Source organism: Variovorax sp. PEI5, from assembly GCF_056679935.1.
Genome location: NZ_CM155257.1, coordinates 1,018,047 through 1,043,770 on the forward strand (window position 1 = coordinate 1,018,047; position 25,724 = coordinate 1,043,770).

Annotated in this window: 19 protein-coding genes and 5 pseudogenes; 4 read left to right on the forward strand and 20 right to left on the reverse strand. The window is 65.9% G+C overall.

Annotated features, from left to right (window positions below):
• Window positions 1-28: 28 nt before the first annotated feature.
• From AC1MLT_RS04715 to guaB, 9 genes and pseudogenes are all read right to left on the reverse strand, one after another.
• Complete coding sequence (locus tag AC1MLT_RS04715) at window positions 29-1,156, reverse strand: type VI secretion system protein TssA (protein WP_481034120.1); 1,128 nt, start codon at window positions 1,154-1,156, stop codon at window positions 29-31.
• Window positions 1,153-2,205 carry a type VI secretion system baseplate subunit TssG gene (tssG, locus tag AC1MLT_RS04720; RefSeq protein WP_296311230.1) on the reverse strand — a complete coding sequence of 351 codons (1,053 nt, stop codon included), beginning with the start codon at window positions 2,203-2,205 and terminating at the stop codon, window positions 1,153-1,155. The genes AC1MLT_RS04715 and tssG overlap by 4 nt, the downstream gene beginning before the upstream one ends.
• Window positions 2,202-2,630 (reverse strand): annotated as a pseudogene (locus AC1MLT_RS04725) (type VI secretion system baseplate subunit TssF); the annotation flags it as partial. The gene tssG and the pseudogene AC1MLT_RS04725, both read right to left, overlap by 4 nt.
• Window positions 2,631-2,934: 304 nt before the next feature.
• Window positions 2,935-4,230, reverse strand: a pseudogene (tssC, locus tag AC1MLT_RS04730) (type VI secretion system contractile sheath large subunit); the annotation flags it as partial.
• Window positions 4,231-4,612: 382 nt separating this feature from the next.
• A pseudogene (locus AC1MLT_RS04735) lies at window positions 4,613-4,738 on the reverse strand (DUF6597 domain-containing transcriptional factor); the annotation flags it as partial.
• 890 nt (window positions 4,739-5,628) lie between these two features.
• A pseudogene (locus AC1MLT_RS04740) lies at window positions 5,629-5,877 on the reverse strand (DNA-binding protein); the annotation flags it as partial.
• Window positions 5,876-6,538 (reverse strand): annotated as a pseudogene (locus tag AC1MLT_RS04745) (tyrosine-type recombinase/integrase); the annotation flags it as partial. The pseudogenes AC1MLT_RS04740 and AC1MLT_RS04745, both read right to left, overlap by 2 nt.
• 299 nt (window positions 6,539-6,837) lie before the next feature.
• The gene (gene guaA / locus AC1MLT_RS04750) at window positions 6,838-8,451 is read right to left on the reverse strand and encodes a glutamine-hydrolyzing GMP synthase (RefSeq protein WP_481034903.1); all 1,614 of its coding nucleotides are present in this window, start codon (window positions 8,449-8,451) and stop codon (window positions 6,838-6,840) included.
• Between the two features lie 57 nt (window positions 8,452-8,508).
• A complete protein-coding gene (gene guaB, locus AC1MLT_RS04755) occupies window positions 8,509-9,978 on the reverse strand; it encodes an IMP dehydrogenase (RefSeq protein ID WP_296307101.1) in 1,470 nt (489 codons plus the stop codon).
• A 147-nt stretch (window positions 9,979-10,125) separates the two neighbouring features.
• On the opposite strand from guaB, the gene AC1MLT_RS04760 reads away from it, so the two are divergent.
• Complete coding sequence (locus AC1MLT_RS04760) at window positions 10,126-10,650, forward strand: DUF4124 domain-containing protein (RefSeq protein WP_296307105.1); 525 nt, start codon at window positions 10,126-10,128, stop codon at window positions 10,648-10,650.
• A gap of 28 nt (window positions 10,651-10,678) precedes the next feature.
• On the opposite strand, the gene AC1MLT_RS04765 is transcribed toward AC1MLT_RS04760, so the two are convergent.
• Both AC1MLT_RS04765 and AC1MLT_RS04770 read right to left on the reverse strand, forming a co-directional pair.
• The gene (locus AC1MLT_RS04765; RefSeq protein ID WP_296307109.1) at window positions 10,679-11,014 is read right to left on the reverse strand and encodes an RnfH family protein; all 336 of its coding nucleotides are present in this window, start codon (window positions 11,012-11,014) and stop codon (window positions 10,679-10,681) included.
• 12 nt (window positions 11,015-11,026) lie between these two features.
• Window positions 11,027-11,473 (reverse strand): type II toxin-antitoxin system RatA family toxin, encoded by a 447-nt coding sequence (locus AC1MLT_RS04770; protein WP_296307111.1) that lies wholly within the window; start codon window positions 11,471-11,473, stop codon window positions 11,027-11,029.
• 63 nt (window positions 11,474-11,536) lie between these two features.
• Between AC1MLT_RS04770 and smpB the strand changes: the two genes are divergently transcribed.
• The 3 genes from smpB to AC1MLT_RS04785 all read left to right on the forward strand — a co-directional run bounded on the left by smpB (window position 11,537) and on the right by AC1MLT_RS04785 (window position 13,120).
• On the forward strand, window positions 11,537-12,016 hold the full coding sequence (smpB, locus tag AC1MLT_RS04775; protein WP_296307113.1) for an SsrA-binding protein SmpB: 480 nt from the start codon (window positions 11,537-11,539) through the stop codon (window positions 12,014-12,016).
• Window positions 12,017-12,080: 64 nt separating this feature from the next.
• Entirely contained in the window at window positions 12,081-12,659 is a 579-nt protein-coding gene (locus AC1MLT_RS04780; RefSeq protein WP_296307115.1) for an LbetaH domain-containing protein, read from the forward strand.
• Between the two features lie 56 nt (window positions 12,660-12,715).
• On the forward strand, window positions 12,716-13,120 hold the full coding sequence (locus AC1MLT_RS04785) for a COG4315 family predicted lipoprotein (RefSeq protein ID WP_481034121.1): 405 nt from the start codon (window positions 12,716-12,718) through the stop codon (window positions 13,118-13,120).
• A 130-nt stretch (window positions 13,121-13,250) separates the two neighbouring features.
• Here AC1MLT_RS04785 and typA read toward each other — a convergent pair whose 3' ends face one another.
• From typA to AC1MLT_RS04830, 9 genes are all read right to left on the reverse strand, one after another.
• Complete coding sequence (gene typA, locus AC1MLT_RS04790; RefSeq protein ID WP_296307117.1) at window positions 13,251-15,077, reverse strand: translational GTPase TypA; 1,827 nt, start codon at window positions 15,075-15,077, stop codon at window positions 13,251-13,253.
• Complete coding sequence (gene truB, locus AC1MLT_RS04795; protein WP_296307119.1) at window positions 15,074-16,042, reverse strand: tRNA pseudouridine(55) synthase TruB; 969 nt, start codon at window positions 16,040-16,042, stop codon at window positions 15,074-15,076. Before truB ends, typA begins: the two co-directional genes overlap by 4 nt.
• A gap of 2 nt (window positions 16,043-16,044) precedes the next feature.
• Window positions 16,045-16,416, reverse strand: a complete 372-nt coding sequence (gene rbfA / locus AC1MLT_RS04800) for a 30S ribosome-binding factor RbfA (protein ID WP_296307121.1) — start codon at window positions 16,414-16,416, stop codon at window positions 16,045-16,047.
• 12 nt (window positions 16,417-16,428) lie between these two features.
• Window positions 16,429-19,446, reverse strand: coding sequence for a translation initiation factor IF-2 (infB, locus tag AC1MLT_RS04805; protein ID WP_481034122.1), 3,018 nt, complete (start codon window positions 19,444-19,446; stop codon window positions 16,429-16,431).
• Between the two features lie 24 nt (window positions 19,447-19,470).
• A complete protein-coding gene (nusA, locus tag AC1MLT_RS04810; protein WP_481034123.1) occupies window positions 19,471-20,955 on the reverse strand; it encodes a transcription termination factor NusA in 1,485 nt (494 codons plus the stop codon).
• An 18-nt stretch (window positions 20,956-20,973) separates the two neighbouring features.
• On the reverse strand, window positions 20,974-21,624 hold the full coding sequence (gene rimP, locus AC1MLT_RS04815; RefSeq protein ID WP_481034124.1) for a ribosome maturation factor RimP: 651 nt from the start codon (window positions 21,622-21,624) through the stop codon (window positions 20,974-20,976).
• Window positions 21,625-21,803: 179 nt separating this feature from the next.
• Window positions 21,804-23,003 carry a YbfB/YjiJ family MFS transporter gene (locus AC1MLT_RS04820; protein WP_481034125.1) on the reverse strand — a complete coding sequence of 400 codons (1,200 nt, stop codon included), beginning with the start codon at window positions 23,001-23,003 and terminating at the stop codon, window positions 21,804-21,806.
• 33 nt (window positions 23,004-23,036) lie between these two features.
• Window positions 23,037-24,674, reverse strand: a complete 1,638-nt coding sequence (locus AC1MLT_RS04825) for an ABC transporter ATP-binding protein (RefSeq protein ID WP_481034126.1) — start codon at window positions 24,672-24,674, stop codon at window positions 23,037-23,039.
• Window positions 24,671-25,717 carry an ABC transporter permease gene (locus tag AC1MLT_RS04830; RefSeq protein ID WP_481034127.1) on the reverse strand — a complete coding sequence of 349 codons (1,047 nt, stop codon included), beginning with the start codon at window positions 25,715-25,717 and terminating at the stop codon, window positions 24,671-24,673. The genes AC1MLT_RS04825 and AC1MLT_RS04830 overlap by 4 nt, the downstream gene beginning before the upstream one ends.
• Window positions 25,718-25,724 lie beyond the last annotated feature (7 nt).

The following is a 25,724-nucleotide window of genomic DNA, read 5'->3' on the forward strand; positions in this document are numbered from 1 at the left end:
GGATGTCCGAACCCTTGAAGCCCAAGGTTCAGTCCTCCCGGTCCCAGGCCTGCATCAGGTCCGGTGGGATCATGTGCGCGACCTCGGAAAAGCGTTTGCCCCACATGCGGTCGGCCTGCTTGAGCAGGATGGTGATCGGGCTGCTCGGCTCGTGGTGCTCCAGCCAGAGTCGGATCTCCAGCAGCAAGGCCCGCATCTGTTCGCGCTCCTTCTGCACATCGGCATGCATCAGGGCGACCGGCAGGCGCGCATGGGAGCCGTCGCCCCAACCCCCATCGGCGCTCCCGGCCGGCACCAGCGCGTGCTCCTGCGAGCCTGGCGCGACGCGCTTCGCGATGCCGTCGGATATCACGGATTCCGCCTGCACCCGCTCTTTCAGGGGCGAGGCCGCCGCGAAGGAGGCCAGCGAGGCCAGGAGACGCATGAGCGGGCCCAGTTCGGGCGCGTCGTCCTTGAGCGATGCCTTGCTCCAGTGGTCGATCCCGAGCACACAGTTTCCGCACGCCAGCAGCGCATGCAGCACGCCGTCGCCCTTGGCATGCAGATCGGCCAGTTGGCGCTTGACGCTGCCGGGCTCCGGCGCATAGGGCTGACGAGGCGTGGCGAAGGCACGCTCGACGTCGCGCACCGTCAGGCGGAAGGCGGTATTCCCGCAGACGACCACATCGCGCAGGTCGTCCAGCAGACCGTCCGGATCGCACAGCGCGGCCAGGGCGTTGGCCCGCACCGCCGGATCGGCCATTCCGTCGAGCATCAGCTGGGGATGGACCTGCTCCGGGTAGGCCTGCAAGACGGCCTGCAACGATCTCAAACCCTCCAGCAATCCGGCGGCACCCGCGACCCGACAACGTGCACGAGCGAGCCACAGCAGAACGGAGATGTCCTTGCTGCGCAGTAGGAGTCGGCGTGCATCGCGCTCGACCTCGGCCCAGTCCGGAGCATCGGGTTTCGACGAGAACTGGCCGTACTGCACATCCGCCTTGGGCTCCAGGCGTGCTCGCAGCACGGCGAACTCGCCGTCGTATTCCAGGCTTTCTCCGCAGGGAAAGGCCTCGCTCACAGGCTTCAGCAGTTCGGCGGCCACACCCACGGCGGACGAATCGGCATTCGAAGCCGGACCGGCGAACGCGCTCAACAGTTGCTTGATGGGATTCATGCGCCATAGCTTTCGGGTTCGAACAACATGCCGGTCACCGGCCCGCACGAGACCCCCTCGCTCGCCATCCACGTCGACCAGCCCAATTGCGTGGTGTCGCCGAGTCGGCAGCGAGGCGCCGCAATGCTGTCGATCAGGAGTTCGACTTCCCAGAGGTATTCGAAGCCGATGAACGAACGGACGATCTCGATGAGAGCGGGCAGATCCTCGCCGGAGGACGCCCCCTGCGGTGTGAGGCGCAGATACCGCTCGAGATCCAGCGGACCGATCACCAACCGGAAGCGGTTCTGCCGGTCGGGCACCACCTCGCCCGCCACGGCGCCTTCGCCCAGCACACTGGACCGCCGTGGCTGCCCCAGCACGCACTGGTCCTGCGGCGCGATGGGCATCCACTGCAGCACGTACTCGCGCAGTGCCACCGTGACCCCGAAGAAGCGCGACAGCGTGCTCACCAGGCCGTCGGGATTGCGGGCCGCGCGCACCCGGTGTGCGCTGCTGGCCCAGCGCGCATGCGGCGCCAGGGGACTGCCCTGCACCTCCGAGGGTTCGTCTCCGGCCAGACGGGCAACGTAGGCGCTGAAAAGTTCCTCGCCGGGCCGATCGAGCCCCGCCGCGCTCTGGCTCTGCGCCCAGGCACGGTAGATGTGCGTGAACACGCGATGGTGGAAGAGATCGATGAAGTCGGCCAGCGTCGTGTCGCGTCGGCCTTCGACGCGCTCGCGCACCAGCTCGGTGAAGTGGATCGGCAAGGCCCCCTGAGGGCCCAGCATGCCCAGGCCGAACAGCTTGAGGTGAACACGCGGCTCCTGATCGATATCCGCCTTGATTTCCACCTTCGCGAGTTCTCGCGGCGCGAAGGCCAGGCTGGCTTGCTGACCCAGGCGAAAATTCTCCTGCTGCGGCCGCTGGGACGTGCCGATCAAGGGCTGGAGCGGATCGGCCGCCGCCAGTCGGCGCATGAGCGGCAGGAAGCCATGCCGCCACGGCCGCACCGGTGCGTCGCCGACCACAGCGCTCACCGAACGCGCGGACGCCTCCCGGGCCGTCATACCGCGCTCCTGGTGCCCATGCGCGCATCCCAGCTCGCCACCATCCCACGCTGCATGGACTCCAGCCGCGTCTCGGTGAAGACGTTGATGCTGACGTGGCGGGCGAGGTAATGCTCGAGCACCAGACCGAAGAGATAGGGGCTGGTTCCGCTGAAGGCATCCTCGTCCACCGTCAGGTCACATTGCACGCCACGGCCGTACACCAGAGGACCGTTGCCCGGCAGACGGCGCGTGACGGGCGCGATGCGGCTGCCGATCAGTCCGTCGACCTGTCTGGCGGCGATGGCATCGTCGGCACCCACGAACAGGCGCAACATGTCGCGCAGGGCCTGTGCGCCCTGGCGGGTGTCCATGTCCATCAGCGGCAGGTAGTTGAAGTTGAGCTGCCGAATCAGGCGCCAGGCCGTCTCGCCCTGCGCGAAGGGAGCCGTCGCTGGTCCACGCCGCGCTCGGCGTGCCATCGCCGAAGGGGTTGTAGTTGAGCGCGTGCGTGACGTCGGCGTTGGGCGTCGTGGGCGCATGCACGTAGACGACCTTGCCATCGGCGATGGCGCGCACGGGCAGGCCCAGCTGCTCACGTCGATTTCGTCCGTGTGCGCGGAGTCCTGGCTCTCGCCATCGATGCCGGCGATTTTCAGGAAGATGTCTTGTGCCATTTTTTTGATTCCTATGAGGCGGGATTGAGGGAAAAGGGAATGGAAAGAAAAGGGATGGAGATGCCGGTGACGTTCAGGCTGCGGTCTTGACCGACGGCAGCTTGGCCACCAGGCGCAGGCTCACCGTGAGGCCTTCGAGCTGGAAGTGCGGACGCAGGAAGAACTTGGCGCTGTAGTAGCCGGGGTTGCCCTCCACGTCCTGAACCACCACTTCGGCCGCGGCCAGGGGACGACGTGCCTTGGTTTCCTGACTGGAATTGGCGGGATCGGCATCCACGTAATTCATGATCCAGCCGTTGAGCCAGGTCTGCATCTCCTCGCGCTCCTTGAAGGCACCCACCTTGTCGCGCACGATGGATTTGAGGTAGTGCGCGAAGCGGGTGCTGGCGAAGAGGTAGGGCAGCCGGGCCGACAGGTTGGCGTTGGCCGTGGCGTCCGGATCCATGTACTCCTGCGGCTTCTGCAGCGACTGCGCACCGATGAAGGTGGCGTGATCGGTTCCCTTGCGATGGACCAGTGGAATGAAACCGGCCTTCGCCAATTCGGCCTCGCGGCGGTCGGAGATGGCGATCTCGGTGGGACACTTCATGTCCACACCACCATCGTCGGTGGGGAAGGTGTGGCACGGAAGGCCCTCGACCGTGCCGCCCGATTCCACGCCGCGGATCATGGTGCACCAGCCATACAGCTTGAAGCTGCGGTTGATGTTCACCGCCATCGCATAGGCCGCATTGCTCCACACATAGTTCTGGTGGTCGGCGCCCTGGGTGTCTTCCTCGAAATTGAACTCGTCCACCGGATTGGTCTTGGCGCCATAGGGCAACCGCCCCAGGAAGCGCGGCATGCACAGTCCCACGTAGCGAGCGTCCTCGCCCGCACGCAGCGAGTTCCATGGCGCGTGCTCCAGATTGCCGGTGATCTTGGCCAGATCGCGCGGATTGGCCAGCTCCTGCCACGACTCCATCTGCAAGGTGGAGGGTGCCGCACCGGCGATGAAGGGCGCATGTGCTGCCGCGGCGATCTTCGACATCGCGCCCAGCAATTCCACGTCGGGGGGCGTGTGATCGAAGTAGTAGTCGGCGACCAGACAACCATAGGGCTCACCGCCCAGTTGCCCGTATTCCTCTTCGTACAGCCGCTTGAACAGCGGGCTCTGGTCCCAAGCCACACCCTTGAACCGACGCAGCGTCCGGCGCAGTTCGGTCTTGCCGATGTCCATGAAACGGATCTTGAGCATCGAGTCGGTCTCGGTGTTGGAGACCAGATGGTTCAGACCGCGCCACGCCGATTCGAGTCGCTGGAAGTCCTCGTGGTGAAGGATGAGGTTGATCTGCGCCGTGAGTTTCTGATCGATCTCGGCAATGATGGCGGGCCAGGCAGAGGAGGTGTTGAAAGCGCAACATGCGCTCCAACGTCTTTGGGCCGTAGCCGAAATGATCGCGGCAATGGCGCAGTAAAGTACGCGGGCTGATGTCCAGGCGCTTGGGCATGCAGGCCACTGCCCGGCCCTCATCGCGCGCCAACATGGACGCGAGGCAGAAGATCTCTGAGGCACTCCAATCAGGTCTGGCGGGTGGCCTCGGAGCCTGCATCAGTTGCTGCTGAAACACTTGTGCCTGCCGGTCAATTGATTGCGCATCTTCCATGCGTCGGGCGAAGCCTTTGGCCCATATTCCTCGCAGATCCGCCAGCTCGACGCTTTGGCCGACGATTTCCGACAGTGGCAAGCCCAGCCAGTGGCGCGCGTCGCCCGGCTGAAATCGGGCACCGATGACGTGCGCACCGGGTGGGAGGTCAGGACGGGCTGCCGTGATGTCGGGGCCGACGACCAGCAGTCGGTTGGCTCGCCAGATGACGTCGACGCAGCCGTCAGGCAAGACGGCGATGTCACTCGAGCGCTGGGCGGGTAGTACGCTGGTCCAGATGCACTAGAGATTCGGCTGTAGCTGTGGAAGAGGACGTTTTTCCATGTACTGCCCTGCAACGCCTGCAATTTCAGGCACTCCCGACGCAGCACCGGTTGGAGGGGGCATGGCTTTACTTCGCATACTCTCGATCCCTCATTGCTGATGTTCGTTTAAAACATTAAATCTTGGGCGTGTCGGCACTTCGTGCCGCCGGGCTCTCGGGCGTTGCCCCGTGCCGGCGATGCCGTCACGGCCATTCGGCGTCCATCCCTCACGCACTCCGGCCTGATCCAGGCCTGCGCGTGCGATGCAGTTTGCGCTGATGACGGTTCGGCGCGGCGCGCGGGCGCCAACGTGCGCTGTACCTTGCTGCGGCAGGTTGTGCGAATGCGTGCCGTCCACGACGCTGGGGCTGATCGTCGGGGCCGTCACGAAGGACGGATCACCGACACGCCGCACGGCCTTGCCATGAAGATTCCACGCCACGCCTCCATCCGTTCACGGCCCGATGCACTGCGGCTGTCGCACGTCGTTGCGGGCCAGACCTTCCCAGCGTCATAGCGCGTACCGGCGCTGCCGTGCTGCGGGAATGCCGAGTCGGCCATCGCGCCTTTCGGGCCAGTTCGCCCCTGCGTCCTTAGTTTGTCGTGAATCCTGGCGGAGGCGCGGCTGTGCCTCGGGCTTCATGGCTGCAACCGTCCAGCACAAACAATTTCCCTAGCCCCTTCACTTCGTTCGTTGCCTTCCTCGCGCAGCAAAGTCTTTGCGCCTCCCGCTAGTGCCGCCAGGTCGACCGGACCGGACGTCAGACAGCGCAAGTACCGCCCCGTACGCGATGTGGTTGCTCGGTAGCAGTGTGGTCAGGCGATCAACAGCTTCAGCTCACTCGCTGCTGCTGCTGCTGCTGCAGGTAGTCGATGAACGTCCCTGGCCAGATTCACTTCCAACGCCGCACGCGCGGCGTCCAGCATCTTCCTTTCAAGGGCGTAGCCGCCCTTCTCTTCCAACCAGCCCAGCACTTCAGCCAAGTGCCAGATCGAGGCGCTGCCCTCGTGGACCGGCGCGGGAAAGGTGGTGGCGTGGGAGAGCATCAGCTTGCGCATCGCCTGAGGCCACCGACTCCATCTGCCGACACATCAGACGGATCTCCATCGGCGACAGTGACCGATCCTTTGGCACGAAGGTCGCGATCGAAGCCGCCCCAACGCCATCGGCGGGGTTGTCCACCTTTTCCCCGTGGAGGATGGCGAAGGCATAGACCTGCTTCAGGATGTCCCGGACGTGGACGGCCGTAGCAGGCGCTCCCCGAGCCTTCACCTTGTTGCACAGGGCTCGCAGATCATCGGCGCTGATTTCGACGAGAAGACGGTTCTTGAACGCCGGCAGGATGTCGCGATCGACGATGCTCTTGCGCATCGCGCGGGTGGTCTCAGCCATGCATGCGTCCACCAGCCAGCGGTCAGTCATGTCGCCGAAGGTCTTCGCGGCGGTCAGGCGTCGCTTCTCGCGCTGTTTTTCGTGGGCTGGAGATTCGCCCCGGGCGACAGCCCGATTGGCGTCCAGCCGCTTTTCGCACGCCAAGACGAGCGATACGCCGGCCGGGCCGTACCGGCCCAAGGTGAGGGTCTCGCGGCGGCCGTTGAGACGCTAGTCGTAACGGAAAGCGATGGTGCCTGCCGTCGATACCGTCACGTACATGTCGTCACGGTCGGAAGCCTTGTAGGTCGCGGCTTTGGGCTTGAGGTTGCGTAGCGCAGTGTCGGTCAACATCGAGGATTTGCCTCCTGGTCATGACGGTTTTTACCGTCAGGGATCAGGAGACCTGAAGATGCCTTGGAACCCGCATGAAACCTAGCTCTTCTGCGAGCTTTTTACCGTCCAGACCGAAAAAGAATGGATAGTAAACAAGAGGGTCTGAACCCGGGCTCGGTTTGTACCGTCAGCTTTACCGCCAAACCGTTTTGCTGGTCGGCGATAGCCACCGATAGTCTTCGTGACGTAAATTTTTTTAAATCAACGACTTACCAAGACTTTTCGATTGCTGGCGATAGTCCCCGAAGGACCCGATTTCACTCCCACTCGATGGTGGCCGGCGGCTTCGAACTCACGTCGTACGTGACGCGATTGATGCCACGCACTTCGTTGATGATCCGACCCGATACCTTCTTGAGCAGCGCATACGGAAGCTCGGCCCAGTCGGCGGTCATGAAGTCGCTGGTCTGCACCGCGCGCAATGCGACCACGTACTCGTAGGTGCGGCCATCCCCCATGACACCCACACTCTTCACCGGCAGGAAGACGGTGAACGCCTGACTGGTGAGGTCATACCAACTCTTGCCGCTCTCAGAATCGCGGAAATTGCGCAGTTCCTCGATGAAGATGTGGTCGGCCTGCCGGAGCAGGTCGGCGTATTCCTTCTTCACCTCGCCCAGGATGCGCACTCCCAGTCCGGGACCGGGGAACGGATGCCGATAGACCATGTCGGCTGGCAGCCCCAGCGCGACGCCGAGTTCGCGAACCTCGTCCTTGAACAGGTCGCGCAGCGGTTCCAGCAATTTCAGGCCCAACTGCTCGGGCAGACCGCCGACGTTGTGATGACTCTTGATGGTCATCGCCTTCTTGTTCTTGGCGCCACCGGATTCGATGACGTCCGGATAGATCGTTCCTTGCGCCAGCCACTTCGCGCCCTTCGCGCCCGCGTTCATGAGCTTGGCGGCTTCCTGCTTGAACACGGTGACGAACTCGCCGCCGATGATCTTGCGCTTGGCTTCCGGATCGCTCACGCCGGCCAGCTTGCCGAGGAACAATTCGCTCGCATCCACACGGATGACCTTGGCATGCAACTGGCCCACGAACATGGTCATGACCGTGTCGCCTTCATTGAGCCGCAACAGACCGTGATCGACGAACACGCAGGTCAGTTGATCCCCGATGGCGCGATGGATCAGCGCCGCCGCCACGGACGAGTCGACGCCACCCGACAGCCCCAGGATGACTTCCTCATCGCCGACCTGGGCCCGGATCTTCTCCACCGCCTCGGCGATGTGGTCGCGCATGACCCAATCCGGCCGGGCCCGGCAGATGTCGAGGACGAACCGCTCGAGGATCGCCTGGCCCTGCTTGGTGTGGGTGACTTCGGGATGGAATTGCACCGCGTAGAAGTGCCGCGTCTCGTCGGCCATGCCGGCGATCGGGCAGCTTTCCGTCGAAGCCATCAGGCGGAAGCCGGGCGGGAGCTCGGTCACCTTGTCGCCGTGGCTCATCCAGACGTCGAGCATCCCGAAGCCTTCGTCGGTCGTGAAGTCGGCGATGCCGTCCAGCAACTTGGTATGGCCACGAGCACGCACCGAGGCGAAACCGAACTCGCGCTGATGTCCACTCTCCACCTTGCCACCGAGCTGGTGGGCCATGGTCTGCATGCCATAGCAGATCCCCAGCACCGGCACGCCCAATTCGAACACCGCCTGGGGCGCCTTGTCGGTCGATTCCTCGTAGACGCTGGCATGGCTGCCCGACAGGATCACACCCTTGAGCGAGCCATCGCTGGCGTAGTCCCGGATCCACTCGTCGGTGACGTCACAGGGATGGACTTCGCTCAATACATGGGCCTCGCGCACGCGTCGCGCGATCAATTGGGTGACTTGGGAACCGAAATCGAGGATGAGGATTTTTTGATGCATCAGTGGAACCACCGAGACGCGCCTGGCCTGCCATGACGCGCGGATTGGTTGATGGAGCGGTCACGAGGCCCGGTAATTGGGCGCTTCCTTCGTGATCTGCACGTCGTGGACGTGGCTTTCGCGAATGCCGGCCGCCGTGATCTCGACGAACTCGGCACGCTCCTTCATCTCGTCGATGGTGGCGCAACCGCAATAGCCCATGCTGGCGCGCACGCCGCCGGCCATCTGATAGATGATCGAGACGATCGAACCCTTGTACGGAACGCGACCCTCGATGCCTTCGGGAACCAGCTTGTCGGTATTGGGATTGCCGGTGCTCGATTCCTGGAAGTAGCGGTCGGCACTGCCCTGCTGCATCGCGCCGATCGACCCCATGCCCCGATAGCTCTTGTAGCTGCGGCCCTGGTACAGGACGATCTCGCCGGGCGCCTCCTCGGTACCGGCGAACATGCTGCCCATCATCACCGTGCTGGCGCCAGCGGCCAACGCCTTGGCGATGTCGCCCGAATAGCGGACACCGCCATCGGAGATCAACGGCACGCCGGTCCCCTGCAGCGCCGTCGCCACGCTGTCGACCGCCATGATCTGCGGCACGCCCACGCCCGCGACGATCCGTGTCGTGCAGATCGATCCCGGGCCGATGCCCACCTTGACCGCGTCGGCTCCGGCATCGGCCAGAGCCCGCGCGGCATCGCCCGTGGCGATGTTGCCGCCGATGACGTCGATCTGCGGATAGTTCTGCTTGACCCAGCGCACGCGGTCGATCACGCCCTTGCTGTGGCCGTGCGCGGTGTCGACCACGATGGCATCCACGCCAGCGCGCACCAGGGCCTCGACGCGCTCCTCGGTACCCTCGCCCACTCCGACCGCCGCGCCCACGCGCAGGCGGCCATTGGCATCGCGTGCGGCATTGGGGAAGGTGGTCTGCTTGGTGATGTCCTTGACCGTGATCAGCCCCTTGAGCTCCCAGTCGTCGTTGATCACCAGCAGACGTTCGAGCTTGTACTTGTTGAGCAGTGCCTTGGCGTCGACCAGCGTGGTGCCATCCGGGACGGTGATGAGCCGGTCGCGCGGCGTCATGATCTCGCTGACTGGTACGTCGTAGCGGTTCTCGAAGCGCAGGTCGCGCCCGGTCACGATGCCCACCACCTTCCCGGCGTCGACCACCGGAAAGCCCGAAATGCCCAATTGCTCGGACAGTGCCATGACCTGGCGCACCGAATGCCCCGGCGTGATGACGACCGGATCGCGCAGGACGCCCGACTCGTAGCGCTTGACGCGGGCAACCTCGGCCGCCTGCTGCTGCGCCGTCAGGTTCTTGTGCACGATGCCGATACCGCCTTCCTGAGCGATCGCGATCGCGAGGCGCGCTTCGGTCACGGTGTCCATGGCCGCGGAGACGAGCGGCAGGTTCAGCGAGATGTTGCGCGAGAACCGGGTGGCGAGGGAGGTGTCCTTGGGCAGGACCTGGGAGAACGCTGGCACCAGCAACACATCGTCGAAGGTGAGCGCTTTGCCTAGAAGGCGCATGAGGTAAGGCTCCAAAAGATGGATTGTAACGAGGGCGACGCGTCCTTTCGTGCCCGCCATCCCCGGCGCGGATCGTCGCCGACGGTGCTCTCGGCCTGGCTCCGGACGCGATCCTCCAGCGCGCCCGCGAGCGCTAAACTGCCGTAGATGAAGATCTCGCACTTCCTGATCGTGGCGTGCCTGGGCGCCCTGCCGCTGACGGTTGCCGCTCAATGGCAATGGATCGACAACAATGGAAAGAAGGTGTTCAGCGACCAGGCGCCGCCGATCACCGTGCCGGAGAAGAACATCGTGCGTCGTCCCGGCAGTCCGATGCGATCGGTCACGCCGCCCTCGGCGCCACAGACGAGCACGCAGCCGGAACCCGCGCTCGCGCCGCGTGCCGGCGCTTCGAGCAGCCTGTCGCGGCCGGCCGGTGTCGATCGCGAGCTGGAAGAGAAGACCCGGCGTGCCGAGGAAGCCGACAAGGCCAAGCAGGCGGCCGAAGCGGAACGACTGGCCAGGGCCAAGGCCGACAACTGCGCCCGTGCCCGTCAGGGCAAATCCACGTTCGACAGCGGGATCCGCATCGCCCGCATCAATGCCAATGGCGAGCGCGAGATCATGGACGATGGCGCGCGTGACGCCGAGAACCGGCGCCTGCAATCGATCATCGACAGCGAGTGCAATTAGGACGCTGGAAGACGACGGCGAGCCAGTGCTAGTAGCCGGCTTTCCCGCCTTCGCGCCGACGGGCGAACAGTCCGGCGGCGCGACTTCCCTGGCGCTGGAAGCGCTCGCGTCGGGCGACCTTCGGATCCACCAGCAACGCACGGCACAGCTCGAGTCGATCGTCCTGCTGCAGGACTCGGTCCCAGCCCACCACCTTGCCCCAGACGCCAGGTGTCAGGGCTCGCCAGTCCAGTGCGGGAAACTGCCCGTCAAGGCCGCTGGCCAGGACCGCTTCGGAGACCGTCGCGCCCTCGGGAAGATCGAGAGCCTGCTCGAACGTCTGGCGCGCGGCGGGCGAGCACAGCAGCGTGACGGAGATGCTCATGCCGCTGGATCGTCAGGGCGTGCCATAGACCTGCTCGGCGCGTTTGACGAAGGCCTCCACCAGGCTCGATGCGACCTTGTCGAACACCGGCCCGACGACGGCCTGCAGCGCGAAGTTGTTGAAGCCATAGCTCAGGTCGAGTTCGACGCGGCAGGCGCGTTCACCGGCCTCGCCCACGGGCTCGAACTTCCAGACGCCGTCGAGATTGGAGAATGGCCCGTCCACGAGCTTCAGACGTACCTCGCGTCCGGGGACATGGGTATTGCGCGTCGTGAACTTCTGTCGCATCCCGCCGAAGGACAGGCCGATCTCGGCCGTCATCGCATTCGGGCTTTCGTCGATCACACGGGTCTTGTCGCACCAGGGAAGGAATTCGGGGTATCTCGCCACATCGGTGACCAGGGCATACATCTCATCGGCGCTGTACCAGATGAGAACTGACTTGTGAACGGTTTTCATAGAATCGGCACGATGTGTGCGCCTCGATTGTATTGATGCCATGCGACCCCAGATCGGACAGCCATGGCCACCAAAAAAACCCAAGACCCCTCGACCCGCATCGCCGACAACAAGAAGGCTGCGTACAACTATTTCTTCGAAGAACGCTTCGAGGCCGGCATGGTGCTCGAAGGCTGGGAAGTGAAGTCCCTGCGCGAAGGCAAGGTGCAGCTGACCGACGGCTATGTGATGATCCGCGACGGCGAGATGTTCATCGTCGGTTGCCAGATCAATCCGCTGCGCAGCGCTTCCACGCACACGACCACGGATTCGGTGCGCACCAAGAAGCTGCTGCTGCACAAGGAGCAGATCCGCAAGCTCACCGGCAAGATCGAGCAGAAGGGCTACACGCTGGTCCCACTCAATCTGCATTGGAAGGCAGGCAAGGTGAAGTGCGAGATCGCCCTGGCCAAGGGCAAGGCGGAGCACGACAAGCGCGACACCATCAAGGACCGCGAAGGCAAGCGCGAGGTCGAGCGCGCCATGAAGAGCCGCACCCGCTGAGCCCCCGATCTACCCTGCCCCATTTCCCTTCCCATTCCCATCCGACCGCACTCGACGACTTCCCATGGCACTCCAACCCCTCGACGCCGAGCGCTCCAACCCTCTGGGTGGCGGGCCGAGCTTTTCCCTCTCCAATCGGCTGCTTCGTGCACTCTGGATCGTCACCTGGGCCGTTCTCGCGTCCTGGACCCCACCGCCCCTGCGGGGCTGGCGCCGCTTCATCCTGCGGACCTTCGGGGCCACCATGGCCGCGGGCACCGATGTGCGTGGCACGGCCAAGGTCTGGTATCCGCCGCATCTGCACATGGAGGAACGCGCCCTCATCGGACCCCGCGTCAACTGCTACAACATGGCGCCGATCCACATCGGCCAGGGCGCGATCGTGTCGCAGGGCGCGCACCTGTGCGCCGGCTCGCACGACATCAGCTCACCGGTGTTCCAGCTGACGACGCGGCCGATCACCATCGGCGCGCAGGCATGGATCGCGGCCGAAGCCTTCGTCGGCCCGGGTGTCGACGTCGGTGAAGGCGTGGTGCTGGGTGCGCGCGGCGTGGCGTTCCGCTCGCTCGAGCCCTGGGGCGTCTATGCGGGCAATCCCGCCAAGCTGATCAAACACCGCGAATTGCGTCAGCGGGGCGGCTAGACTGCCAATGCCTTTAGATTTAGTTCAGTTTTGACCACCCACTCAGGAGATCCCTCATGAAACTGCTCAGTGCATCGATCCTCGCCGCCGCTCTGCTCGCTGGCTGTGGCAGCTACTCGCCCATGTCCAAGTCGACATCGGCATCCATGCCCGACACCCCGACGCGCACCGCCGATGGCGTGCTGGTCGGCCCGAATGGCATGACGCTCTATACCTTCAGCCGCGACATGGTGGGCAGCGGCAAGTCCGTCTGCAACGGCCCCTGCATCACCAACTGGCCCGCGCTCACGGCGCCCGCCACCGCCAGGCCGATGGGCGACTACAGCGTCGTGATGCGCGACGACGGCACGCGCCAGTGGGCCTACAAGGGCGCCCCGCTCTACTACTGGGCCAAGGACACGAAGGCCGGTGACCGCACGGGCGACGGCGTCGGCGGCGTCTGGAAGGTCGCCCGGCCCTAAGCCTTTCCAGGCTCCACCCGGATTTCTCTGGGTGGCTCAAGCCCATGAAAAAACCGGCCCTCGAGCCGGTTTTTTCATGGGCGGAACACACGGACGCGACGTCCGGCAGGAGCTCGCGCTCCCAGGTCCCTTATTCGCGGCTCGCGCGCTTGCGCTCGTGTTCCTTCAGATAGCGCTTGCGCAAGCGAACGCTCTTGGGCGTGATCTCGACCAGTTCGTCGTCCTCGATGAATTCCACGCCGTATTCCAGCGTGAGTTCGATCGGAGGCGTGATCTTGATCGCGTCTTCCTTGCCCGAAACGCGGAAGTTGGTCAGCTGCTTGGTGCGGGTGGCGTTCACCACCAGATCGTTGTCGCGGCTGTGGATGCCGACGATCATGCCCTCGTACACCGGATCGTTTGCCTTCACGAACATGCGGCCGCGGTCGTCGAGCTTGCCCAGCGCATAGGTGAAGATCTCGCCGTCGTCCATGGAGATCAGCACGCCATTCTTGCGGCTGGCGATCTCGCCCTTGTGCGGCTCGTAGCTGTCGAAGATGTTGGAGATCAGGCCCGAGCCACGCGTCAGGTTCAGGAATTCGTTGGTGAAGCCGATCAGGCCGCGAGCTGGAATGCGGTACTCCAGGCGCACGCGACCGCGGCCGTCGGACTCCATGTTCACCAGCTCGCCCTTGCGCTCGCCGAGTGCCTGCATCACGCCACCCTGGTGGGTCTCCTCGATGTCGGCGGTGACCAGCTCGATGGGTTCGTTCTTGACGCCATCGATGTCGCGGAACACCACGCGCGGCTTCGACACGGCCAGCTCGTAGCCTTCGCGGCGCATGTTCTCCAGCAGGATGGTCAGGTGCAGTTCGCCACGTCCCATCACTTCGAAGATGCCTTCCTCGTCGGTTTCCTTCACGCGCAGCGCGACGTTGTGCTGGAGTTCCTTCTGCAGGCGATCCCAGATCTGGCGGCTGGTGATGAACTTGCCTTCGCGACCGGCCAGCGGGCTGGTGTTGACGCAGAAGTTCATCGTCAGGGTCGGCTCGTCGACCTTGAGCATGGGCATGGGCATGGGGCTGGCCGGATCGGTGATCGTCACGCCGATGCCGATGTCCGACAGGCCGTTGATCAGCACGATGTCGCCGGGTCCGGCTTCGGTCGCCTGCACGCGGTCGAGGCCGTGGAACTTGAGCACCTGGTTGACCCGGCCCTTGACGACCTTGCCCTCGGGCCCTTCCATGACCACCACGTCCATCATCGGCTTGATGGTGCCGGCGCTGATGCGGCCGACGCCGATGCGGCCGACGAAGGTCGAGAAGTCCAGGGCCGAGATCTGCAGCTGCAGCGGCGCGGCCGGATCACCCTTCTGGGACGGCACGTGCTTCAGGATGGTGTTGAAGAGCGCCGACATGTCGGGTCCCCACTGCTCGTTCGGCTCGCCTTCCTCCAGCGAGGACCAGCCATTGATGCCGGAGGCATAGACGACCGGGAAATCGAGCTGCTCGTCGGTGGCGCCGAGCTTGTCGAACAGGTCGAAGGCGGCATTGACGACGTGGTCGGGCCGCGCACCGGGCTTGTCGACCTTGTTGACGACCACGATCGGCTTCAGACCCAGCGCGAGCGCCTTCTTGGTCACGAAGCGGGTCTGAGGCATGGGGCCTTCCTGGGCATCGATCAGCAGCACAACGCCGTCCACCATCGACAGGGCGCGCTCGACCTCGCCGCCGAAGTCCGCGTGGCCGGGGGTGTCGACGATGTTGATGTGCGTGCCTTCCCAGCTCACCGCGCAGTTCTTGGCCAGGATGGTGATGCCGCGCTCGCGCTCGATGGCGTTGTTGTCCATCACGGTGTCGACGACCTTCTCGTGATCGGCGAAGGTGCCCGACTGGCGCAGCAGCTGGTCGACCATCGTGGTCTTGCCATGGTCCACGTGGGCAATGATGGCGATATTGCGGATTTGCTTGGTACTCATGGTGTCGTTTCGCAGAAAGTTGCGTTCACAGGTGCGTTCAAAAGGATTTGCTGGATTTCGATGGGGTTCAGCAACCGCCCCGGTATCAGTTCGCGCGCGCGCGCATGGGCCGTTCCCAGGAACGCCACCGGCTGGCTGCCGAACACGGCGATCTCGTCGGCATCGGCCCATTCGCCGCGCCGGCGCAGACCCGAGAGAAAACGAGCCGCATCATCGGCCTGGAGCGTGACACGGCCATGGCCCGACACCAGCGACTCGACGGGCAGCAGGCACGCCAGCCGCTCCGTCTCGTCCATGGCTTCGAGCCCGTCGAGCGTGATGCAGCGCGTGGCGTCGAAATCACCGGTCGACAGGCGTCGCAGCGAGCGCAGGTGCGCGCCGCATCCCAGCGCCTCGCCGATGTCCTCGCCCAGCGTGCGGATGTAGGTGCCCTTGCTCACGGTGGCGACGATGCGGATCAGCTCGGGCTCGATCCATGCCAGGGACAGCGACCGCACGATCACGTCGCGCGGAGCGCGCTCGATCTCGATGCCATCACGGGCATATTCGTAGAGGGCCTTGCCATCCTTCTTCAGGGCGCTGTGCATCGGCGGCACCTGTCGCAGGGGTCCGGTGAAGAGCGCCTCGACGCGCGCCAGGTCGGCGACGGTGACGTCGACCGGACGTTCGGCGATCACGTCACCTTCGGCGTCACCGGTGGATGTCCGGACACCGAGCCGAGCCGTCGCCTCGTAGGTCTTGTCGGCATCGAGGTGGAGCTGGCTGAACTTGGTCGCCGCGCCGAAGCACAGCGGCAGCACGCCACTGGCGAGCGGGTCCAGCGTGCCGGTATGGCCGGCCTTCTCCGCTCGCAGCAACCACTTGGCCTTCTGCAAGGCTTGGTTGCTCGAGAGTCCGAGCGGCTTGTCGAGCAGCAGCACCCCATGCACGGGGCGCCGCTGCACCCTCGTGCGTGGCGCATTCATGGCTAGTCGTCCTTCGAACGGGACGCGACGGCCTGGGCGATGAGGGCATTCATGTCGGCCGCGCGCTCGGTGGTGCGGTCGAACACGAAGTGCAGCGTCGGCACGGTATGGATGTGCAGACGCTTGAACAGGCCGCTGCGCAGGAAGCCCGCGGCCTGACCGAGGGCTTCGGTCGTCTCGACGGGATCTCCCGTGAGGACGCTGAAGAACACCTTGGCATGAGCGTAGTCCGGCGTGACCTCGATCGCCTGGATCGTCACCATGCCCACGCGCGGGTCCTTGAGTTCGCGCGCGATCAGCTCGGTCAGATCACGCTGGATCTGATCGGCGACCTTGAACGAACGATTGGGCGCAGCGGCTTTTCTCTTGGGCATGTGCGGCTCTGATCACAAGGTACGGGCGATTTCCCGGATCTCGAAGAACTCCAGCTGATCACCTTCCTTGATGTCGTTGTAGTTCTTGAGCTTGATACCGCACTCGAAGCCTTCGCGGACTTCGCGGACGTCGTCCTTGAGGCGCTTGACCGAGTCGATCTCGCCGGTGTAGACCACGACGTTGTCGCGCAGCAGGCGGAAATGCGCGCTGCGATTGACCGAGCCCGACGTGATGTACGAGCCGGCGACCGTGCCGATCTTGGAAGCGACGAACACCGTGCGGATCTCGGCCGTGCCGATGACCTCTTCACGACGCTCCGGTGCCAGCATGCCCGACATCGCGACCTTGATCTCGTCGACGGCGTCGTAAATGATGCTGTAGTAGTTCAGCTGCACGCCATTGTTCTCGGCCAGCTTGCGCGCACCGGCATCGGCACGCACGTTGAAGCCGATCACGACCGCCTTGGAGGCGATCGCCAGGTTGATGTCGTTCTCGCTGATGCCACCGACGCCGGCGTACACGACCTGGACCTTGACCTCTTCGGTCGCCAGCTTGAGCAGCGACTGCGCCAGTGCTTCCTGCGAACCCTGGACGTCAGCCTTGATGATCAGGCGCAGCGTCTGGACCTCGCCCGCCGACAGGTCGGTGAACACGCTCTGCAGGTTGGCCGCCTGCTGCTTGGCCAGCTTGGTGTTGCGGAACTTGCCGGCCCGGTAGGTAGCGATCTCGCGCGCACGGCGCTCGTCGCTCATCACCATGAATTCGTCGCCCGCCTGCGGCACCTCGGTAAGACCCTGGATCTCGACCGGGATCGACGGACCGGCGGACTTGCTGGCCCGGCCGTTCTCGTCGAGCATGGCGCGCACGCGGCCATAGGTCGAACCGGCCAGCACCACGTCGCCGGTCTTGAGCGTGCCGGACTGGACCAGGACGGTCGCCACCGGACCACGGCCCTTGTCGAGCTGAGCCTCGATGACCAGACCCTTGGCGGCGGCTGCCACCGGCGCCTTCAGTTCCAGGACTTCGGCCTGCAGCAGGACCTGCTCGAGCAGGTCGTCGATGCCCTGGCCGGTCTTGGCCGACACCGGCACGAACGGCACTTCGCCGCCGTACTCCTCGGGCACAACCTCCTCGGCGACCAGCTCCTGCTTGACGCGATCGAGGTTGGCATCCGCCTTGTCGACCTTGTTGATGGCGACCACGATCGGCACACCAGCAGCCTTCGCATGCTTGATGGCTTCCTTGGTCTGCGGCATCACGCCGTCATCGGCCGCCACCACCAGGATGACGATGTCGGTCGCCTGCGCGCCACGGGCCCGCATGGCGGTGAACGCCTCGTGACCCGGGGTGTCGAGGAAAGACACCATGCCGCGGTCGGTCTCGACGTGATAGGCGCCGATGTGCTGGGTGATGCCGCCGGCTTCGCCCGCCGCCACCTTGGCACGCCGGATGTAGTCCAGCAGCGAGGTCTTGCCGTGGTCGACGTGACCCATGACGGTCACGACGGGTGCGCGCGGCAGCGACTCGCCGGCCTGGGCGCCAACGTCCTCGTCGGTGAAGGCTTCCGGATCGTCCAGCGCGGCGACCACGGCCGTGTGGCCCATGTCCTCCACGATGATCATCGCGGTGTCCTGGTCGAGCGACTGGTTGATGGTCGCCATCATGCCCAGCTTCATCAGCTGCTTGATGACTTCCTGGGCCTTGACGGCCATCTTGTGCGCGAGTTCGGAGACGGTGATGGTCTCGGGCACGTGCACTTCGAGCACGCGCACTTCCACCGGTGCCGACTGGACGTGCTGGTCGTCATGACCACCACGGTCGTTGGAGCCGCGACGCCCACGCGGGCCACCGCGCCAGTTGCCACGTCCGACGCCGCCACTGGCGTCGCCACGGGTCTTGATCTCCTTCTTCTTGGCCGGATCGCCAGCCCAGCTCGAGGAGAGCTTGGCGGACTTGACTTCCTTGCCAGCGGCGGCACCGGGCGCGGCGGCCGCGCCAGGCGCGGCGGGCGCACCCGCACGCGCCACCGGGGCGACGGGCTTGTGCAACGTGCCCTTGACGGCCGGCTTCGGGACTTCCTTCTCCGGCGCCTTGTGCGGGACCAGCACGCGGGCCGGTGCATTCATCATGGCGCGGATGGCTTCGGCCTCGGCCAGGGCCTTGCGACGACGCTCGTCCAGGTCCTTGGCGCGCGCGGCTTCCTCGTCGGCACGGGCCTTCGATTCGGCGGCCGCCTTGGCCTTGGCGTCCTCACGGGACTGCGCGGCAGCGGCTGCGGAGGCTGCAGCTGCAGCGGCCTTTTCAGCGGCGGCCTTCTCGGCCGCGGCCTTCTCGGCTGCCGCCTTCTCGGCTGCGGCAGCGGCGGCCCGATGCGAGGGCGCGATGCTCTTGGAGAAGGCGTTGGTGGCGGCGGTCGCGGCGGCGGCGGCCGCGGCGGCCTTGCGACGCGCTTCCGCATCGGCTTCCACCTTGTCCCGTGCCTGCCGCTCGGCCAGTTCGGCCTGGTCGACACGCTCGGCCTGTTCACGGGCGCGGGCTTCGGTTTCCTCGCGCTGGCGCCGCTTTTCAGCCAATTCTTCCTCCTGGCGACGAATCAATTCAGCCTGGCGACGCGCTTCTTCCTCGCGGCGGGCCAGTTCGGCCTCGTCCACCTTGGGTGCCACGGGCGCGGGTGCGGGCGGCTCGACCGGTGCGGCCTGCACCGGCTCGGGCGGCGACGCCGGCGCATCGTCGCGCTGGATGAACGTGCGCTTCTTGCGCACTTCGACCTGGATCGTGCGCGCACGACCCATGGCATCGGCCTGCTTGATTTCGCTGGTGGATTTCTTCACGAGCGTGATTTTCTTGCGTTCGGGCTCGGCCGTGCCATGGCTGGCCTTGAGGAAACCGAGCAGCCGCTGCTTGTCGGCCTCTGTCAGGGCATCGGTGGGTGCCGCCTTGGGCACGCCTGCGCTCTTGAGCTGGTCAAGCAGGGTTTCGGGGGTCTTCTTGAGTTCGTTCGCGAACTCGGCGACTGTGGTGCTGGACATATGTGCTTCGTGCCTCCATGACCGTCACTCTTGGCCCGCGAACCAGTGTTCGCGAGCTTTCAAGATGAGGGCTTTGGCGTCATCGGCGCTGTGGCCGGTGATCTCGGTGAGTTCGTCGACCGCGAGGTCGGCCAGGTCGTCACGGGTATGGACACCCGCCTCGGCCAATTTGGGAATGAGTTCGGCGTCGAGGCCTTCGAGGTCGCGCAGATTCTGCGAGACGCCCTCGGCGCTTTCTTCCTTGGCGATTTCCATCGTGAGCAACGCATCCTTGGCACGGGTGCGCAACTCGTTGATCGTGTCCTCGTCGAAGCCTTCGATCTCCAGCAGTTCGGAGATCGGCACGTAGGCCACCTCTTCCAGACTGGTGAAGCCCTCGTTGATCAGGATGTCGGCGATCTCTTCGTCGACATCGAGCTTCTCGATGAACAGCTTGCGGCTCGAATCCGTCTCGAGCGCGAGCTTCTGGGCCGACTCGTTGGCATCCATGATGTTGATCTTCCAACCCGTGAGGTCGGAAGCCAGACGCACGTTCTGACCGCCACGACCGATGGCGATGGCGAGGTTCTCCTCGTCGACCACCACGTCCATGGCGTGCTTTTCCTCGTCGACCACGATCGACGAGACGTTGGCGGGCGCCAGGGCGCCGATCACGAATTGCGCGGGGTCCTCGCTCCACAGCACGATGTCGACGCGCTCGCCGGCGAGCTCGTTGGTCACGGCGTTCACACGCGTGCCCCGGACCCCGACGCAGGTGCCGATCGGGTCGACGCGCTTGTCGTGCGAGAGCACCGCGATCTTGGCGCGCGATCCGGGATCGCGGGCACAGCTCTTGATCTCCAGCAGGCCCTGTTCGATCTCGGGGACTTCCTGGCGGAACAGCTCGATCATGAACTCGGGCGCCGAGCGCGACAGGATGATGGGCGCGCCACGCAGCGTGAGGTCCACCTCCATGATCATGGCGCGCACGCGGTCGCCATTGCGCAGGTTCTCCTTGGCGATCATCTCGCTGCGGCGCAGGCGCCCTTCGACGCGACCCGCCTCCACGATGATGTCGCCCTTGTCCAGGCGCTTGACCGTGCCGACGAAGATCTTATCGCCGCGCGACATGAAGTCGTTGAGCAGCATCTCGCGCTCGGCGTCGCGGATCTTCTGCAGGATGACCTGCTTGGCCGCCATGGCGCCGATGCGGCCGATGGGCACCGACTCCACCGATTCCTCGATGTATTCGTCGACCTCGATGTCGGGCATCTCCTCCTTGGCCTCGAACAGCAGGATCTCCTGCTCGGGCAACTGCAGGCCGGCCTCGTCGGGGACCACGTGCCAGCGCCGGAAGGTCTCGTAGTTTCCGCTGTCGCGATCCACGACCACACGGATGTCCACTTCGCCTGGATAGAGCTTCTTGGTGGCCTGCGCCAGCGCGGACTCGACCGCGCCGAAGACGACGTCGCGCTCGACGTTCTTCTCGCGCGAGATCGCATCCACCAACATCAACATTTCGCGATTCATTGCCACTAGCTCCTCTTGTCAGTCCGACACTTCCGTGCCGCCATCCTCCGAAGAGGCTCCATCCGGACCCTGCTCCGGCGCTCCTTCGGCGGCTTTGGCCCTGCGGCCCTTGAAATCCACGATCGGCGCGAGCCGCGCTTCGCGCAACTCGTCCAACACGAAACCCAGCGCCTGCAACGGTGCCAGCGCGCGCTTCTTGCCGATCTTCTGTCCCGGCTTCACGGGCGGCGCATCGCTCCACACGATCTGCCAGCCACCGTTGTCGGCCCGCTCGAGCGTGCCGCGAAACTTCTTGCGATTGGCCGACACCTGGCCGGCGGCGGCGCTGCCCAGCGGCGCCTTGAGCGTGACGTCGATCACCTCGCCGACGAAACGCTCGAAATCCTGTTCGTTGCGCAAGGGGCGATCGATGCCCGGCGAAGAGACTTCCAGGCGCTTGTAGTCGACGCCGTCGACCTCGAGCGCGAATTGCAGTTGCCGGGTGACCTTCTCGCAATCCTCGACCGTCACGAAGGGTTCGGGGACACCTGCCGCCACAGCTTCCGAGCTGGGGGCGATCCAGGGCAAATCAATCGTGATACGCAGCAATCCGCCCGCCGAACGTTCGATCTCGACGAGGTCGTAGCCGAGACCGGCCACGGTTTGTTCCACTGTCTGCTGCAATGCCACGTGTTTGTAAGCGCCTTTGGGATGCTGGGGTACATCCGATGTGGTGTCGCCAGCCCGCGGACACCGCATCGGAAATGTTTCGACCCATAAAAAAACGGGCGGTAAGTACCCGCCCGTTTGGTCGTGAGCTTTGGATTATATGCCAAATGGCTACGTCGACGGGCGGCTCCTTCCGACGTTCACGCTCGGAGGAGACTCATTTCGGCGCGCGAGCGCCACCAGACCCGCGCGAACAGCGCCGAGCCGATCGCCAGGCCCAGCGCCGCGATCAGGAGCGGCAGGGAGAACGAGCCCGTGCGCTGCGCCAGCGGCGCGGCGAACAGCGGCCCGACGATCTGCCCGACCCCGTAGGAGGCCGTGGCGTAGCCGATCAGCCCGGCCGCCGCGTTGCCGCGCAGGCGCCGGGCATCACGGACGGCGAACAGCGTGATCGCCGTGAACGGCATGCCCAGCAGCAGACTGCCCAGCGCGAATCCGGCCACCGTCGGCCAGGCCACGGACAGCACGATGCCGGCGGCCTGCAGCGCATAGGCCACCGCCAGCAGCAGTCGGTTGTCCCAGCTGGCGGGCGCCCGCGATCCGATCAATGCCCCCGGCACGATGGCCAGGCCGAACAGGGGCCAGAAGAAGTCGGGCCAGGGCGAGCCCGGCAGGGCCTGGCGGGCGATCAGCGGCAGGAACGTGGCGGTGATGATGTAGCCGAAGCCGGCCAGGCCATAGAGCCCGACCAGCCAGCCGGCATCGGCGCGGTCGCGGACCGAGGCGACCCGGGGCATCGCCACCGGGCCGGCACCGCCCGTGGCGGGCGTCGCTCCATCGTCGAAGACGCGCCAGATGACGGCGATGAGCGCCAGCGCCAGGACGCCGAAGCCGATCCAGGCCGCATCGGCGCCCCAGCGCCCGATCACGCCGCCGAGCAGTCCGGTCGCGGCGATGCCGACGCCCGGACCGCAATAGATCACCCCGGCGAGTTGCGACGCGCCGGTCTCGGCGAGGCGGCGCAGTCCCCAGCCGGAAGCGAAGACGAAGACCCAGGCGCTCATGACCCCCGCCAGGGTGCGCAGCGCCCCCCAGGTCGTGAAGCCGTGCAGCAGTCCCATGCCCAGCAGCAGCGCGGCGGTGGCGACCAGGCCGCCGCGCACCATCGTGGCCGCGCGCACCCGCAGCGAGGCACACGAGACGGCGCCGAGGAAATAGCCCAGGTAGTTCAGCGATGCCAGCAGACCCCCGCCCTGCAGGTCGAGGCGGCCCTCGTGCAGCATGAGCGGCAGCATCGGAGTGAAGGCGAAGCGGCCGAGGCCCATCGCCACCGACAGCGTCACCATGCAGGCCAGCGCGGCGCGCCAGGCGGCGCGCCGGTCGTGTCCGGGATTCGACATCCCCATGTCCGATCGTCCTTGCATCCGGGTCCCCTAGGCCAGCCGCGCCGCGGCCACCAGCTGGCGGGTGTAGGGATGGGTGGGCGCGTCGAGCACGGCGTCGACGGACCCGGTCTCCAGGATGGCGCCGTCCTTCATCACGATGACGCGATGCGCCATGGCGCGGATCACTTCGACGTCGTGCGTGATGAGCAGGTAACCCAGGCCACGTTCGCGCTGCAGCCGCTGCAGCAGACCCAGCACCTGCTTCTGGATCGTGACGTCGAGCGCGCTGGTCGGTTCGTCGAGCACCAGCAGGCGCGGCCCGACGATGAGCGCCCGCGCGATCGCCAGGCGCTGGCGCTGGCCGCCCGAGAATTCGTGCGGATAGCGGTCCAGCAGGGCCGGGAACTGCGCCTCGGTCAGGCCGACATCGGCCAGCGCCTCGAGCGCGCGGGCGCGGCGCCCGGCGGCGTCGAGCGCCGGCTCGTGCACCGTGAGCCCTTCGCCGACGATCTGCTCGACCGTCATGCGCGGCGACAGCGAGGAGAACGGGTCCTGGAAGACGACCTGCATCGCGCGCCGCAGCATCCGGTCCTGGCCGCGTCCCGTGCCCCAGGAGCGGCCCTCGACGGTCAGGTCGCCGTCGTGCGGCAGCAGGCCCAGTGCCGCCAATGCGAGGGTCGACTTGCCGGATCCCGATTCACCCACCACGCCCAGCGTCTCGCCCGTCGCGATGCGGAAGTCGGCGCCCTGCACGGCGACGAAGGCGCCCTTGGCGAACCAGCCGCGCAGACCCGGCAGCGGCGTCGGGTAGCTCACGCGCAGGCCCCGGGCCTCGACGAGCGCCTCGGCCGCCGGCTCGGCGGGCCGCTGGGCGACGTCGCGGGTCGGACGGCTGTCGATCAGCCGGCGGGTGTAGGGATGCCGGGGCGCGTTGAAGACCTCGCCCACGCCACCCTCCTCCACGATGCGTCCGCCCTCCATGACGGCGACCCGGTCGGCGAAGCGGCGCACCAGGTTCAGGTCGTGCGTGATGAGCAGCACCGCCATGCCGTGGCGCCGCTGCAGGTCGGCGAGCAGATCGAGGATCTGGGCCCGCACCGTCACGTCCAGCGCCGTCGTCGGCTCGTCGGCCAGCAGCAGGCGCGGCTTGCAGGCCAGCGCCATGGCGATCATGGCGCGCTGGCGCTGGCCGCCCGAGAGCTGGTGCGGGAACGCGCGCGCGCGGCGCTCGGGCTCGGTGATCCCGGTGTCGGCGAGCAGGCGCACGGCGGCCTGCTGCGCATCGCGTCTGGACAGGCCCTCGTGCAGTTCCAGCACCTCGGCGATCTGGTCGCCCACGGCATAGAGCGCGTTGAGGGCGGTCATCGGCTCCTGGAAGATCATGGCGATCTCCTTGCCGCGGATGCCACGCAGGGTGTGCTCGGGCAGGCTCAGCAGATCGCGCGCGGCACCGTTGCCGTTGCCGGTCCCCCCATCGATGTCGGAGAACCGGGCCACGCCCGCGACGTCGGCGTTCGGCACCAGACCGAGCAGGCTCAGCGCGGTCACGGTCTTGCCGGAGCCCGACTCCCCCACCAGCGCCAGCTTCTCGCCCGGTGCGATGTGGAAGTCGATGCCGTGCACCACGTCGCGGCCACCGAAGCCCACGCGCAGGCCCCGCACGTCGAGCAGCCAGGGCGCGCTCATCGTTCGGCCTTCCGGGGATCGAGGGCGTCGCGCAGGGCATCGCCCATGAAGGTCAGGAGCATCAGCGTCACCACCAGCACGGCGAAGGTCGAGAGGGAGATCCACCAGGCGTCGATGTTGGCCTTGCCCTGGCTGAGCAGTTCGCCCAGCGACGGCGTGCCCGGCGGCACGCCCAGGCCCAGGAAGTCGAGCGAGGTCAGCGCCAGGATCGCCGCGCTCATGCGGAACGGCAGGAAAGTGACGACCGGCGTCATGCTGTTGGGCAGGATGTGGCGGCGCATGATCTGCAGGTTCGACACGCCCAGGGCGCGGGCGGCGCGCACGTAGTCCATCTGGCGGTTGCGCAGGAATTCGGCGCGCACGTAGTCCGACAGCCCCATCCAGCCGAACAGGCTCAGCAGGATCAGCAGCAGCGCCACGCTGGGCGCGAAGATGGCGCTGAAGATGATGAGCAGGTAGAGCTCGGGCATCGAGCCCCAGATCTCGATGAAGCGCTGGAAGGCCAGGTCGGTCTTGCCGCCGAAGAAGCCCTGGAGCGCCCCCGTGACCACGCCCAGCACCACGCCGATGGCCGTGAGCGCCAGCGCGAACAGCACGCTGACGCGGAAGCCGTAGATCAGCTGGGCCAGCAGGTCGCGCCCGCGATCGTCGCTGCCGAGGTAGTTCTCGCGCGACGGCGCCGCCGGATTCGGCGAGGTGGCGAAGTAGTTGAGCGTCCGCGGGCCATAGGGATTGGGCGCGTAGACGGCCCAATTGCCGTCGCGCGTGATGCGCTCGCGGATGAAGGGATCGAGGTAGTCGGCCGGGGTCTCGAAGTCGCCGCCGAAGGTCTTCTCGGAATAGACCTGCAGGACCGGGAAATAGGTCCGGCCCTCGTAGCGGACGACCAGCGGCCGGTCGGTCGAGAGGATCTCGGCGAACAGGCTGAGCACCACCAGGATGCCGAAGACCCACAGGCTCCAGTAGCCCAGGCGGTTGCGCCGGAAGCGCTGCCACGCGCGGCGGCCCGGGCTCACCGACACCGACGGCGGGCGGGAGGACACGGACGGG